Origin of the sequence: Pelagibius sp. (genome assembly GCF_965249265.1) — a bacterium.
GTDB lineage: Bacteria > Pseudomonadota > Alphaproteobacteria > Kiloniellales > Kiloniellaceae > Pelagibius.
The window spans coordinates 2757049-2770101 of record NZ_OZ252224.1; the positions used below are offsets into that span (position 1 = coordinate 2757049).

Sequence of the window (13053 nt, forward strand, 5' to 3'; positions counted from 1 at the left end):
GCCCGAAGGCAGCCCCCAAACGGCAGCATTGTATGGTGCTACATCTTGCAGTCACCGACATAGGCGTTGGCATGGTCCTGCAGCCCGACGCCGACGATCTTGTTGGTCAGCACCTCGCCTTCCTTCACCACTTCGCGGACATAAATGTCCTGTACCGGGTGATGGTTGGCAGCGAACTTGAAGGGTCCACGCACCGAGGCGAAATCCGCGGCCTTCAGGGCTGAGCGGAAAGCGGCCTTGTCGCCTGCACCGCCGGCCTTGCCTTTTGCGGCCAGGATCAGGTTGGCTGCATCATAACCCTGGCTGGCATAGAGCGACGGCAGACGTCCGTACTCCGCCTGAAAGGCTTCGACGAAAGCTTTGTTGGCCGGGTTGTCGATGTCCTTGGACCACTGCGAGGTGTTCTTCACCCCCAGCGCTGCATCGCCGACGGCTTTCAGGATTCCCTGGTCGAAGGAAAAGGCCGGCCCGAAGACGGGGGTGTCGAGACCGGACTGGGCGAGCTGCTTCATGAAAGCGATGCCCATACCGCCGGGCAGGAAGAAGAAAATCGAGTCCGGCTTGGCTTCGCGGATCTGGGCGATCTCCGCCGCGTAGTCCGTCTGGCCGAGCTTGGTGTAGACTTCTCCGGCCAGATCGCCTTCGTAGAACCGCTTGAAGCCGGTCAGCGCGTCCTTACCGGCGGGATAGTTGGGCGCCAGGATGAAGGGCTTCTTGAAACCGTTGGCCTGGACGTAGCCGCCCATGGCCTCGTGCAGGTTGTCGTTCTGCCAGGCGACGTTGAAGTAGTTCTCGTGGCAGCCCTTGCCCGCCAGCGCCGAAGGCCCGGCATTGGGGCTGATGTAGAAGACGCCCTGCCGCACAGAGGCCGGTACCACGGCCATCGCCAGATTAGACCAGATGATGCCGGTCAGGATGTCCACCTTGTCGCGCTGGATGAACTTGTCGGCGATCTGCTTGGCCAGGTCTGGCTTGCGGGCGTCGTCCTCGACGATCACCTCGACGTCACCGGCGCCGGACTGCTTGACCGCCAGCAGGAACCCGTCGCGCACATCGATGCCCAGGCTCGACCCGCCGCCGGAAAGGGTGGTGATCATGCCGATTTTCAATTCTTCGGCCTGGGCCGTGCCCAGCGTCGCCAAAAGGGCGGCGCCGCAGGCGGCCCCCTTGGCCAGGTTCCGCAATCCCTTGTTCACTGTTCTTCCTCCTGTTCTCCCTTGTGACCCCTACGCGGGTCGCGCTTCCTAGCTGCCAAGGGCATCGCCGAGCCGACTGCCGCGCCCCAGAGCCGGCGCGGGTCTGTTCCGGTGATAGAGGAAGCCCCCTCCCCCTGGCTTGCCGGGCCTTCTGGCCCGTCTTGCTTATTCAAGGGTATAACGCTTTCGGCGCGGTTCCGCCATAGATCCGCTGCAGGTCAGGCGGTTCTAGGCGACCCGGTCGCCGGGTTCCCGTCCGGCAAAAAACGCGTCCAGGTTGTCCAGGGCACGGAACCCCATGGCATCCCTGGTGTCCCGGGTGCCCGAGCCGATGTGGGGCAGCATAAAGATGTTGTCGAGGGCCGCGAAAGCCGGATTGCCGCCGGGCTCGACTTGGAAGACGTCGAGGCCCGCCGCCGCCAGCCGGCCGGATTTCAGCGCCTCGATCAAAGCATTCTCGTCCACCAGAGCACCGCGGGCAGTATTCACGAAGATCGCCCCCTCGGGCAGCATCGCAAAGCGCTCCCGGTTCATCAGCCCCTTAGTCTCCGGCGTCGCCGGGCAATGCAGCGAGAGGAACTGGGAAACCGCCAGCAGGTCATCCAGATTCTCGTGAAAGACGGCGCCTGCTTCCAACTCCGGTGCCAGGCGCTTGCGGTTGTAGTAGTGCACCTCCATGTCGAAACCGCGGGCGCGGCGCGCCATCACCTGGCCGACCCGGCCCATGCCGACGATGCCCAGACGCTTGCCCGTCACCTCCTGGCCGACCATGAAGCTGGGGCTCCAGGAATTCCAGTTTCCGGCCCGCAGCATGCGATCGCCCTCCGGCGCCCGCCTTGCGGCACCGAGCAGCAAGAGGAAGGCAATCTCCGCCGTCGCGTTGGACAGAACGTCGGGCGTGTTGGTCACCACGATGCCCCGCGCCTTCAGGGCCGCAAGATCGCAGTGATCGACGCCGACAGAGTGATTGGCAATGATTTTCAGCCGCCCCGCCAAACGCGCCGTGACATCGGCAGAGAAGACTTCGGAGTGGCAGGGCAAAATGGCATCGACATCCCCGCTCATGGCGATGATGCCTTCCGCGTCGAAGGCTCTGTCCTCGGGGTTGAGAACCACGTCGTAGTCGCGCGCGGCGCGCGCCTCCGTCGCGTCGGAGAGCTTTCGGGAAATCCAAAGGCGGGGCTTGCTGCTCATAGGGTCAACTCTGTGGATTGGGGAGGATGAAGGCGGACGGCATCATAGCCTCGGAACGCTGGCCCTGCAGTCCGAAATTGAGAGTTCAGCGGTCACCGACAGCATGGGCCAGGGTCGCGCCCAGCTCATAGAACGTCTGCTTCGCCCCTGCCAAAGGTTCGCGATAGTGAGACAGCAGGCCGCTGGGCAGCGCCTCCTCGTCACCATGAAGCAGGTAGCGCGCCGCCGCTCTGCCGAAGACCGTACCCGGAGCGATGCCGCGGCCGCCGTATCCAAAGATCGAGATAGCGCGATCACCGAGCTTCACGGCTTTGGGCAGATGATCGCCGGTCATGGCGATGCGCCCGAACCAGGCGTGCTCCAACGCGGTCCCCTCCAGCTCGGGAAACAGGGCGGCGAGCTTGCGCGCCGCCCAGGCCCGATGCGTACCACCGCCAAGACTGTCCAGCGACCCCATGGCCCCGACCAGCAGACGCCCGGCCGCATCGAGACGGAAGGAGGACATGACGGTACCGGTATCCCAGCAGCCCTGGCGCTCCGGCAGGATCGACTTACGGAGGTTGTCGCTGAGGGGTCGGCTGGCGAGTTGGAAGTAGTGCATAGGCACATAGGCAGGCGCAGCGACCCCCGGCAGGGGACGGCCATAGGCATTGACCGCCACCAGCAAGGCCGGCGCGCGAACGCTGCCCTTGGGGGTCTCAACACACCACGCAGCCTGGTCTCGCGTCACCTGAAGGGCCGGTGTCCCCTCATGCAGAGCGGCACCCTGGGATACCGCTGCCCGCGCAAGCCCCCGGCAGTAGGCAAGCGGTTGTATGGTGCCGGCCCGGCGGTCCAGCAAAGCGCCGTGAAAGGCCGAGGATCCGGTGCGACGAGCCGTCTCGTCAGGGCTCAGCAGCTCAACCGGGGCGCCCTGTGCCTTGAATTGCCGCAGACGCTCCTGCAGTCCGCCCACCGCCGAGGCCGCATGGGCGCAATGCAGGGTGCCGTTGCGCACGGCTTCACAGTCTATGGCGTGACGCCCGATGAGCTCGAAGACAAGATCGGGGCCCGCAGCCAAAGCCTGATTGAGGCGCCGGCCAAGCACCGGACCCAGAACAGCTTCCACCTTTTCCGGCTCCAGCCAGAGCCCGGCGTTGACCAGGCCGACATTGCGACCAGAGCCGCCAAAGCCGATGGTCTCCGCCTCCAGAAGCCGCACAGATGCGCCCGCTTCTGCAAGATGCAGTGCAGCCGAGCAGCCGGTGAAACCGCCGCCGATGATGACAATGTCGGCCTCCACGGCATCGCCCAGGGGCGGCGCGTCAAGCGCCGCACCCGCCGTGCTGCGCCACAGGTTGCCATCGGACCGGCCGTCATTCATCGGGAAACCCACCTTAATAGAACCAAAACGCCTTACAGGGGATTTCATCGAATTCAGGGGACGATGACAAGCGGGCAATTGAGGGCTTTCACCGCCAAAGCCACAGCCCTACCCTGTAATGGGAGAGTCTTGCGTGGAGGGAATCGATGAATGTACAGCAGAACAGATCAGACTTGGGTGCGGCCCTTGCAGCGCGCTTCAGCGACGGAGCGGATCTCGACGTCGACATCGCCGGCGAGTCGGCAAGCCGGTTGATGCCGCTGGCCGGCCGCGGGTCTGTCCGGCAGTTCAAGGATACCCCGATATCACCCGATCTGCTGCGGTTGCTGAGCGCGCTTGCCCTGGCGGCGCCGACGAAAAGTGATCTCCAGCAACGCGATATTGTCATGGTGACGGACCCGGCGCTGCGCGAGTCGATCAATCTGCTGATCGATGACCAAAGCTGGATCGCCGAAGCGCCGGCGATGCTCGTGTTCTGCGGAAACAACCGGCGCCAGCGGCAAATCCACGAAATGCGGGGGCACCCTTTCGCCAATGACCACCTGGATGCTTTCTTCAACGCGGCTGTCGACGCCGGGATCACCCTGACGGCCTTTGTAATGGCCGCGGAGACTCTCGGCCTCGGCTGCTGTCCGGTCAGCGCGCTGCGCAATGAGTCGGAGAAAGTCAGCCACCTGCTCGGCCTGCCCGACCATGTCTTCCCGGTCGCCGGTCTGGCCGTCGGCTGGCCCGCGGCGAGAGCACCGATCAGTCCCCGCCTGCCGCTCGGCGTCACCTTTCATGAAAACCGCTTCAGCGAGGACGGCATCAAGGAAGCCATTGCGGCCTATGATCCATCGCGCCACTACGAAGCGCAGCGCTTCGTCGAGGACTATGGCGAAGACGCCGGCTACGGATGGTCGGAAGATAAAACGCGGCAGTACTCGAAACCCGAACGTGCCGACTTCGGCGCCTTCATCCGCAGCAAGGGGTTTCGCCTGGATTGAAGTCTAGAGCAGAACCCGCAGCATCATGTTGATGCCAAGGCAGAACAGAACCAGCAGCACCAGCTTACGGAAAGTCTCGGCCGGCAGGCGCCCGGCCAGCCTGTTGCCGATCCACATGCCAAGGCCGGCCGGCAGTGTGCAGGCCAGGGCGATGAGAACGCGGGGAAGGTTCATAAAGCCGATGACCCAGAAGGAGCCGGCAATCAAGACGCCCGAGAAGAGAAAGAAGAGACCGAGCGCGGAAATCATGACCCGCCGCTCCGCACCGATGCCGGTCAGGTAGGTCACAAAGACGGGTCCGTTGGTTGACGTCAGCGTGCCGATGACGCCCGCAGCGACGCCGGCGACCCCCTCGGCCAGAGGGCGGCGTGCCGCCGGAATCCGCAGGCGTGGATTGACGCCGCTGAAAAGGGCGAAAGCCGACACGAAGAGACCGAGGCAGAAGATCAGCGGTTCCTCATCAAGGCCGCTGAGCAAGACGGCGCCGATCGGAACGCCCACAACAATGCCGAACAGCATGAGCCGAAAGCGGGTCAGTGTCGCCCGCATCTCGCCAGCCTGGACGAACTGAATCAGATTCATCAAAGGAAAGACAATCACATTGATGGCCAGCGCGAAACCGGTGGGAATCACCAGGGGCAGCAAGGAAATCGTGACCAGCGGAAGCCCGAAACCGAGGCCGCCTTTGATCACGCCCCCGAGGAGGAAGATTCCCAGAACGGCGAGCCAGGTAACGAGGTCGAGAGAGTCACCCGACATGGCAAACCTGCCGGGCCGTCACAGGGGCGTATCTCACATAACCTCGTCTTCTCGGTCGTCGGTCTCGCCATAGCGGTGCAGCGCCGGGGGTTTCAGACCCTCGTAGAGCTTGGCGATCCCCTGGTTCACCTGATCGCCCTGCTGGGCGAAGAGCGAGTTTCCCGCAAGGTCGCTGTCGACGATGAAGGGGCCGAAATTCTCCACCTCGAACAACCAAAGCGCCTGGGCAATGCCCAGATCCTCCAGCCAGTGTACCGCCCGCACCTTCTTCACCCCGCGGCCAAGCAAGGCCCCTGTACCGTAGCCCACGGTCGTCAGATAAACCGCGCCGCGGGGGGCCAGAACGTCTTTGTAGTCATTGCGCGGCATGCCGCCCTTGCCGATCACGATCTTGGTGCCGGTCAGATCCAGCCAGTCGCCGATATACTTGGAAAAACGGAAACTGGCCGTCGCGGTCACACCGCCGACCACATAGCTGCCGTCGGCCTGGGGGGCCGCTGCGGGAGAGCAATGGAAGTTCACGTTGCTGGCCTCGGTCAGCCCCTCCGGCAACGTCCCTCCTTCGGCAAGAACACGATTGTAGACGCCTTCCCGCGCCGTATAGACAAGGCCGTTCAGAAACACGACGGAACCGAGTTCAAGGCCGGCAATGTCCTCCGGCTTTGCCGGCAGGTTCAGGCGGACCTGTTTAAGCTTGTGTCCCGGCTTGGCCATTCCACCGTCTCCCGGCGCATGTAAGGGGTGAACCATTGCGGATCGGTTCGATAGCTCACCGAACCGTCCGCCATCAGACGCGCCGTGGCGCGCCGCGACGACAGGCAGAAGGTGTGAACCGACACCGGCATGCCGCCGGTATGGGTGTAGCCCACCTCGATGTGGCAGTCGACCACCATGGAGGAGCCGACGAAACCCATGGCGCCCATGCCGATGTTGTTGCCCAACTCCTTCAGTTCCAGTTCCAGAGCCGCGATCTTGGGGTCGGGATTGCGGTCGCCGACGACCCGCAGGCAGGCAGCCTGTTTGCCGAGCACCATGCAGGTGTCTTTCGAGGCGCCAATCCCGACACCGACGATGGCCGGCTGGCAGGCGAGCCCCCGCTTGCCGAAGGCGATGAGGGTGTCGAGCAGGAAGCGCTTGATGCCGTCGATCCCGTCGCCGGGAAACAGCATGCGGTAGTCCGAGCCGAAGAGCCCGCCCTTGTGCACCGTTGTAACGTCGATCCAATCGGCCTCGGGCTCGAAACTCCACTCGATCTCCGGCGCGTTGATGCCGACATTGTTGTTGTGCTCGCTGCGCCACAGCGGATGCACCCGGTTGGGGCGCAGCGGCACGTCCTGGGTCGCCCGCGCTGTTGCCGAGCGCAGAGCCCGTTCGATACCGGTAAAGCCGCCGGTGAAACTGGCTTTGTCACCCACCTTCACATAGTAGCGCGGCAAGCCGGTGTCGGCGCACATGGGCCGACGGTCTTCGCTGGCAGCCTCCCAGTTCTCCACCATGGACTGCAGCACAAAGGCCGAGAGGTCGCCGCTTTCCACGTCGATCATGCCCTTGATGCCGCCCAGATAGTCCTCCGGAATGTCAATGGCGGCCTTTTTCATGATCTCATAGCCGGCGGCTTCGATGGCCGCTTGTTCGATCATGCTTTCCTCCTCCTTTTCCGCCGCCCGCTCAGGCGGTCGCTGCCGGTGGCACCCCGGCTTCGTCGTCGATGAGGGACTGACCGGGCTTCACCTTGTCGAAGGTAACCGGCACCATGGACGTCGCCAGCCCCTCATCGCGCAGGGCGATCCGGGTGAAGGCCGTGGTTTCCAGATCGCCGGTCTCGGGGAAGTCCTCCCGGAAGTGAGCGCCGCGGGAATCTTCGCGCGCCCCGGAAGCTGCAGCAATCACCGCCGAGACCGTGAGCAGGCTGTCCAGATTCAGCCAGTCATGCCAAGTGAGATTGAAAGCCCTGTCGCCGTCGGCAAGCCCGGTCGCCTGAAGTTCGGTATTCAAGGACATCAGAGAGTCATGGCCCTTCTCCAGGCTTTCGGCGCTGCGCAGTATGCCGACGTGGTCCCACATGTCCTGGGAAAGGCGGTCACGCAGCCCGTTCAGGTCACCGCCGGTCTGGGCAAAGGGTTTCTCGGCGCGGGCAATCCCGGCCTCGATCACCGTCTCATCCGGGTCGCGCCAGCCGGGCTGACCCTTTACGTAGGCGGCCATGGAGTCCCCGGCGATGCCGCCAAAGACGGTAGAGTTTGCGACACCGTTGCCGCCCAGACGGTTGGCGCCGTGGACGCCGCCGCAATCCTCCCCTGCCGCAAAGAGACCGGGCGAGGCTGTCGATCCGTCCGGCTCGAACTCGATCCCGCCCATCATGTAATGGGCCGTCGGCACCACCTCGACCCGGCCGCCCGCCAGATCGAAACCGCAGTCCGCACAGCGTTTCACCATGCCCGGAAAAAGATCGGTCACCCGCTCCTCCCCCAGATGCGCCATTTCGATGTAGACGCCGCCCATTGGGGTTGTGCGTCCGGCGCGCATCTCCGCATAGATAGCGCGGGAAACGATGTCGCGGGTCGCCCGTTCACCGGCCGGATGGTAGCCCGCCATGAAGCGCTCCCCGGCACCGTTCAGCAGATACCCGCCGGCACCGCGCAGCCCCTCCTCCAGCACCGTGCCAGTCATCCGGGTGTCGGGGCCGCCGAGCAGGCCCGTCGGATGGAACTGCACCATCTCCATGTCGCGCAGGTTCAGGCCGTAGCGCAGTGCCATCGCCAGCCCGTCGCAGCTCTTGTCGCCGGAGGGCGTGTGGTAGAGATACATGGTCGGCCCGGCGCCGGTCGCCAGCAGCACCGCCTTGCCCTGCACCAGCCGATAGGCGCCGTCGCGCATGTCGATCATCAGCACCCCGGCGATGCCGGAGCCGTCGCGCGCCGGGATCAGTTCGATGGCGCGATGCTCCTCCAGTCTGGCAGCGTCGAGCGCCCAGACCTGCTCCATCAGGCGGTTGATGATCTCGATCCCGGTCAGATCCCCCTTGTGCACCGTGCGGTCGAAGCTCTGTCCGGCGAAGGCCTTTTGGTGCAGAGATCCATCGGCGTTGCGGTCGAAGAAGCACCCAACCTCGTTCTCCAACTCGCGGATGCGCTCCACCGCCTTCACGCAGAGCGTCCAGGCGAGGTCCTGGCGTGGCAGCCACTTACCGCCGACGATGGTGTCCATGAAGTGGCGTTCGATGGAATCGCCCGGCGCCAAGGCGACGTTGTATCCGCCTTGAACCATGCGGGTACAACCGCTTTTCCCCAGCAACCCCTTGGCAGCGATGGTGACGTCGAGGTCCGGATTGGCCTGCTTGGCGTGGAGCGCGGCAAAGAGCCCCGCCCCGCCGCTGCCGAGGATCAAAATGTCCGTCTTGTGGCGTTCGATCATCATGACTCAGACGACCTGCGCATAGAAGGCCACGCCGGCAGCGACCGCAGCAAGGGTTCCCGGAAAGATCCAGCGCAGGCGCGGGTCGCTGCGAAGCGGCCAGCGCGTGAACTCCAACGCCAGAACCCGGATACCGAAGCAAAGATGCAGGGTCAGCAGGGTCACCAGGCCCCACTCCGCCACCTTCACCAGCGGCAACTCCGCAAAGACGAGAAAACTGTCGAGAGTCTCGGCACCCTCCAGAGCAAGCCCCAGGGCGAGAAAGTGAAACGGCAGAAAGACGGCCAGGGCCAGGCCCGACAGCCGATGACCGAGAAAAGCGAGATAGCTCTCGTGACTGCGCAGCGGCTGCATGATTCAGGCCACCACGGCAACGACGGCCCGCAGGCCGAGCACGGCGAGCAAAAGGCCGAAAGCCAGGGCAAGAAGGTTCACGAGACCCGTCCCCGCCGGCGTCCATTCCCGCAGGATGTTGCGCAGACCCAAGGGCGCATGAACAGCGGCGGCGAGAACGAAGAGGCCGTAGAACAGCGCCCAGCCCAGGCTGCCCTGGGTGCGGCCGAGAATCTCCGCCGCCGTCAGGCCATCGCGCACCGCGTAGAAAATCAGGCCGAGATGAATCAGCACCAGCGGCGCCAGAACCATGGCGCTGAGGCGCTGCAGGACAAAGAGGTGCCGCTCCATCGTCACGATACCTTCGGGGCGCCGAAAAACGCTGTACGCTTCAGACCGGCAATGGATTCCGATGGGCTCAGTCCGACCGGACAGTGACGGGTACAGTTGCCCTGGCTGTGGCAGGACGTGCAGCCGCCGGACGAGAAAGCGCGGTCCAGGGTGTCGTCCCGCGCCCCATGGCGGGCATCGTTCACCAGGGTCCAGGCCCGGTTCAGTGCCGCCGGCCCCAGATAGTCGGCATCCCAGGTCACCACGTCGCAGGCGCTGTAGCAGACGGCACAGTTGATGCACTCGATGGCGGCGGAAGCGGCCAGACGTGCCCGACCTTGCGGGTCGACGGCTTGTGGGGGATCTTCGCGGCTGGCGGTACCGAGATGACGGCCGCCGGCCTTCTGCCACTTCTCGAAGAAGGGTGTCAGATCGCAGGCGAGATCCTTTATCCGCGGCAGATTGCGCAGCGGCTCCAGCGTCAGGGTCCCCTCCTGGGCGATACTGCGGACATGGGTGCGGCAGGTCCAACGGGGCCTCCCGTTCACGGTCATGGCGCAGGACCCGCAGACCCCGACCCGGCAGGCAAAGCGATAAGCCAAAGCCGGCTCCTGGTGGCGCTGTACTTCAGTCACCACATCCAGGACCGTCTGGTTGGCCCGCGGCGGCACCCGATAGGTCTGGAAACACCCGTCGTCCCGCCCGCGCCAGATGCGCACCGTCAGTTCGTCTGAACCGCCTGTGGTCATGCCGGTACCTTAGCCGCGCGCGCCACCGTCGGTGCGGCCTGCGCTTCGATCGCGATGTCGATACAAACCGGCGCGCCGCAGGACAAAGCCTCGGCCAGAACCGCCGGCAGCGCGGCACCTTCGGTAACCTGAAAGCCCTGGCATCCCAGGGCCGCGGCAGTCTGGTCGTAGCGAGCCCCGGGACTGAGATCGCAGCCGATCAGACGGTCCTTGCCGAAGTCGCGCAACTGGATCACCTGCTCCGCATTCCAGCGCGCGTCGTTACCGACGATGGCGACAAAGTGCGTGGCTTCGCGCGCCGCGGTCTCGAACTCGCTCAAATGAAATCCCACGGTTCCGTCCCCCATCAGCGCAATCACCGGCGCCTCCGGCCGCGCCAGCTTGGCGCCGATGGCATAAGGCAGACAGCCGCCGATGGCGCCCGAAGGCCCGTTGATCAGCCGCGTCGAGGCCGATGTGGTGGCCTGAATCCACTGCCCGAACTCACCGCCGTCGCAGATCAGGATGGTGTCTCCGTGTTTGTCGATTTCGGCCTGCACCGCAGCACCTACTTGCTCGGCCAGGATACCGCCCCGTCCCTTCGCCTTGGTCCGGCTGGCCAGCGCTTCTGAGACATCGCGATGCCACCCGTTGCGCGCTCCTGCGCCCGAACCGACCGCTATCATCGTCTCTGCAGCGGGCAAGGTATCGGCCAAACCCGACAGCACCAGCCGCGATCCGAGCGCCGCCTTGGCACGGTCAATCACCGCCGCGTCGGGGTCCAGCATCATGACCTCGGCAGCCGAGGACTGCGCCTTGCCGGCGAAACCGGACATGAAGTCCACCGCCTTGCCGAGGTAGAGCAGGCCATCGGCTTCCGCCAGCAACTCTGCAAAGGCGCCGAGCGCGGGATCGCGCAGACCGCGCGGGCTCTCCAGGCCGATGGCCGGAACGTCCAAGGCGGCGCTCAGGCGCGCCAACCTGTCACCGCTGCGCGAAACGCTCAGCTGAGGACCGGCCAGCAGCAGTGGCCTTTCGTATCCGGCCAGCCGGTCCAGTACTTCCTGAATCGCCGCATCATCCGGCTGGCACGGGGTCGGTAAAAAGGCCTCCGCAGGAGGTTTATTCGTTGGCCCGGCGGAGGCTGTCAGCACATCAAAGGGCAAAGCCAGATGCACCGGTCCGGGACGGCCGGTCTGAGCCAGGTGAACGGCCCGCGCAAAGGCGTTTGACAGATCCTCGGCGGCGGTCACACGCTCGCTTGCTTTCACAAAAGGCCGCGCCGCGTCCACCTGGGGAAACTCCTGGAAAGCCCCCTGGCCGTCCAAGGCAACTGGTGAGTCCCCGGAGAGGAAGACCACCGGGCTTTCGGACATCGCCGCGGTGTAAAGCGCGCCCAGGGCGTTGCCGAAACCCGGCGCCGCAGTGACCAGGGCCACACCGACCTTGCCGGAGACCTGGGCGTAACCATCGGCCATGAAGACGGCCGCCGCCTCGTGGCGGGTGTGAACGATGCGGATGCCCGGATCGATGAGTGCATCGTAGAGCGGCATGATCTGATTGCCCGAAAGGGAAAAAACCACGTCGACACCGGCATCCGCCATCGCGCCGGCCAGATGATCCGCACCACGCATTACATTCCGCTCCGAAAGACTGCCGACCGCTGGGGTCGGTCTCGAAACAAGTCTAAACTTTAAAATTTCTCAATCAAGCGATATATATGTTTAGTTATTCAGGATTAATGGGCCAGCCTTGCCACCATGGACGTCAAGTCACTCTATACGCTGATCGCCGCGGCGGACTGCGGCAGCTTTGCCGAAGCGGGCGCTCAACTGGGCATCTCGCTCTCCGCGGTCAGCCTGCAATTGCGCGCCCTTGAGAAAGAAACCGGCCTCACCCTCTTCGACCGGCGCACCCGCCCGCCGCAATTGACCGAGGAGGGCCGCAGCTTCGTCGCCCGCGCCCGCGAGGTCGTGGTGCACTGGGAAGCGCTCAGCGAAAACCTCTCCCGCGACCCCGCACGCGGAACCCTCAGGGTCGGCGCCGTTCATACAGCCGTGGCCGCGACCCTGCCGGCGGCCCTGCACCGCCTGCAGGAAAGCCGCCCGGAACTTTCCGTAAGGCTCGCCACGGGACTTTCCCACGATCTGGAAGAGCAGTTGAGACGGCGGATTATCGACTGCGCGGTGGTAACCGAAGCCGAAACCGAGACCGAGGATCTGACCAGCCACCGCATCACCAGCGAACCTCTGGTTCTGATCGCCCATCGCTCGGTTAAGGGACGTGATATCGCCAAGATCCTGACCGCCGAGCCCTATGTTCGATTCAGCAAACATGCCCGCGTCGCCCGCCTGATCGAGAGGGAACTGCAGCGCCGCAAGATAGCGGTCTCATCCCGTATGGAAATCGACGCCTTGGACGCCGTGGTTTCGCTGGTGAGCAATCGGCTTGGGGTCTCCATCGTGCCCTTGAATGCCGGTGACGCGGCCTTTCCGGAAACCGTCCGCGTGCTGCCTCTCGGATCACCGCCCGTGCTGCGGCACCTCGCCGTCTCCCTGCGCAGCGACTCCGCCAAGGCCCATCTCGTTTCGCTGCTGATAGAAGAGCTGCGCGGCGCCTATTCCGCGAAGACCGCCGCTTAACCATCGCCTTCCCCAGCTTCTCAGCCCGTAACTCAAAACTCCCGGCCCGCTCATGAACGGTCGGGTTGATAAGACTTACAACTATTGAGAATTAACGTTTTGTGTAGT

General features: G+C 64.5%; 13 protein-coding genes. 2 read left to right on the plus strand and 11 right to left on the minus strand.

The genetic code is table 11. The features are described from left to right. Positions 1-38 precede the first annotated feature (38 nt). The 3 genes from ACP146_RS13165 to ACP146_RS13175 form a co-directional block, all read right to left on the minus strand. A complete protein-coding gene (locus ACP146_RS13165; protein WP_422367217.1) occupies positions 39-1196 on the minus strand; it encodes an ABC transporter substrate-binding protein in 1158 nt (385 codons plus the stop codon). 228 nt (positions 1197-1424) lie between these two features. After that, positions 1425-2390 carry a 2-hydroxyacid dehydrogenase gene (locus ACP146_RS13170; protein ID WP_422367218.1) on the minus strand — a complete coding sequence of 322 codons (966 nt, stop codon included), beginning with the start codon at positions 2388-2390 and terminating at the stop codon, positions 1425-1427. Between the two features lie 85 nt (positions 2391-2475). Further along, positions 2476-3753, minus strand: coding sequence for an NAD(P)/FAD-dependent oxidoreductase (locus tag ACP146_RS13175; protein WP_422367219.1), 1278 nt, complete (start codon positions 3751-3753; stop codon positions 2476-2478). Between the two features lie 146 nt (positions 3754-3899). On the opposite strand from ACP146_RS13175, the gene ACP146_RS13180 reads away from it, so the two are divergent. Continuing rightward, positions 3900-4739 (plus strand): nitroreductase family protein, encoded by an 840-nt coding sequence (locus ACP146_RS13180; protein WP_422367220.1) that lies wholly within the window; start codon positions 3900-3902, stop codon positions 4737-4739. 3 nt (positions 4740-4742) lie between these two features. Here ACP146_RS13180 and ACP146_RS13185 read toward each other — a convergent pair whose 3' ends face one another. The 8 genes from ACP146_RS13185 to ACP146_RS13220 are packed head-to-tail and all read right to left on the minus strand — an operon-like array spanning position 4743 to position 11937. After that, positions 4743-5498 carry a sulfite exporter TauE/SafE family protein gene (locus ACP146_RS13185; RefSeq protein ID WP_422367221.1) on the minus strand — a complete coding sequence of 252 codons (756 nt, stop codon included), beginning with the start codon at positions 5496-5498 and terminating at the stop codon, positions 4743-4745. Between the two features lie 33 nt (positions 5499-5531). After that, entirely contained in the window at positions 5532-6212 is a 681-nt protein-coding gene (locus ACP146_RS13190; protein ID WP_422367222.1) for a fumarate hydratase C-terminal domain-containing protein, read from the minus strand. Continuing rightward, the gene (locus ACP146_RS13195) at positions 6173-7138 is read right to left on the minus strand and encodes a fumarate hydratase (protein WP_422367223.1); all 966 of its coding nucleotides are present in this window, start codon (positions 7136-7138) and stop codon (positions 6173-6175) included. The genes ACP146_RS13190 and ACP146_RS13195 overlap by 40 nt, the downstream gene beginning before the upstream one ends. A gap of 28 nt (positions 7139-7166) precedes the next feature. After that, positions 7167-8915 (minus strand): L-aspartate oxidase, encoded by a 1749-nt coding sequence (locus ACP146_RS13200; RefSeq protein WP_422367224.1) that lies wholly within the window; start codon positions 8913-8915, stop codon positions 7167-7169. 3 nt (positions 8916-8918) lie between these two features. Further along, positions 8919-9266 (minus strand): succinate dehydrogenase, cytochrome b556 subunit, encoded by a 348-nt coding sequence (gene sdhC / locus ACP146_RS13205; RefSeq protein ID WP_422367225.1) that lies wholly within the window; start codon positions 9264-9266, stop codon positions 8919-8921. Between the two features lie 3 nt (positions 9267-9269). Then, positions 9270-9602, minus strand: a complete 333-nt coding sequence (locus tag ACP146_RS13210; protein ID WP_422367226.1) for a hypothetical protein — start codon at positions 9600-9602, stop codon at positions 9270-9272. Next, the gene (locus tag ACP146_RS13215; protein WP_422367227.1) at positions 9599-10324 is read right to left on the minus strand and encodes a succinate dehydrogenase/fumarate reductase iron-sulfur subunit; all 726 of its coding nucleotides are present in this window, start codon (positions 10322-10324) and stop codon (positions 9599-9601) included. The genes ACP146_RS13210 and ACP146_RS13215 overlap by 4 nt, the downstream gene beginning before the upstream one ends. After that, the gene (locus ACP146_RS13220) at positions 10321-11937 is read right to left on the minus strand and encodes a thiamine pyrophosphate-binding protein (protein ID WP_422367228.1); all 1617 of its coding nucleotides are present in this window, start codon (positions 11935-11937) and stop codon (positions 10321-10323) included. The genes ACP146_RS13215 and ACP146_RS13220 overlap by 4 nt, the downstream gene beginning before the upstream one ends. Before the next feature lie 126 nt (positions 11938-12063). On the opposite strand from ACP146_RS13220, the gene ACP146_RS13225 reads away from it, so the two are divergent. Next, positions 12064-12945, plus strand: a complete 882-nt coding sequence (locus ACP146_RS13225; RefSeq protein WP_422367229.1) for a LysR family transcriptional regulator — start codon at positions 12064-12066, stop codon at positions 12943-12945. Positions 12946-13053 lie beyond the last annotated feature (108 nt).

Excerpts from the sequence above, each read along its gene's own strand:
- ACP146_RS13170 (WP_422367218.1), bottom strand. The coding sequence starts at position 2,390 with ATGAGCAGCAAGCCCCGCCTTTGGATTTCCCGAAAGCTCTCCGACGCG.
- ACP146_RS13225 (WP_422367229.1), top strand. The coding sequence starts at position 12,064 with ATGGACGTCAAGTCACTCTATACGCTGATCGCCGCGGCGGACTGCGGC.
- ACP146_RS13215 (WP_422367227.1), bottom strand. The coding sequence starts at position 10,324 with ATGACCACAGGCGGTTCAGACGAACTGACGGTGCGCATCTGGCGCGGG.
- ACP146_RS13185 (WP_422367221.1), bottom strand. The coding sequence starts at position 5,498 with ATGTCGGGTGACTCTCTCGACCTCGTTACCTGGCTCGCCGTTCTGGGA.
- ACP146_RS13175 (WP_422367219.1), bottom strand. The coding sequence starts at position 3,753 with ATGAATGACGGCCGGTCCGATGGCAACCTGTGGCGCAGCACGGCGGGT.
- ACP146_RS13195 (WP_422367223.1), bottom strand. The coding sequence starts at position 7,138 with ATGATCGAACAAGCGGCCATCGAAGCCGCCGGCTATGAGATCATGAAA.
- sdhC (WP_422367225.1), bottom strand. The coding sequence starts at position 9,266 with ATGCAGCCGCTGCGCAGTCACGAGAGCTATCTCGCTTTTCTCGGTCAT.
- ACP146_RS13220 (WP_422367228.1), bottom strand. The coding sequence starts at position 11,937 with ATGCGTGGTGCGGATCATCTGGCCGGCGCGATGGCGGATGCCGGTGTC.
- ACP146_RS13190 (WP_422367222.1), bottom strand. The coding sequence starts at position 6,212 with ATGGCCAAGCCGGGACACAAGCTTAAACAGGTCCGCCTGAACCTGCCG.
- ACP146_RS13200 (WP_422367224.1), bottom strand. The coding sequence starts at position 8,915 with ATGATGATCGAACGCCACAAGACGGACATTTTGATCCTCGGCAGCGGC.
- ACP146_RS13180 (WP_422367220.1), top strand. The coding sequence starts at position 3,900 with ATGAATGTACAGCAGAACAGATCAGACTTGGGTGCGGCCCTTGCAGCG.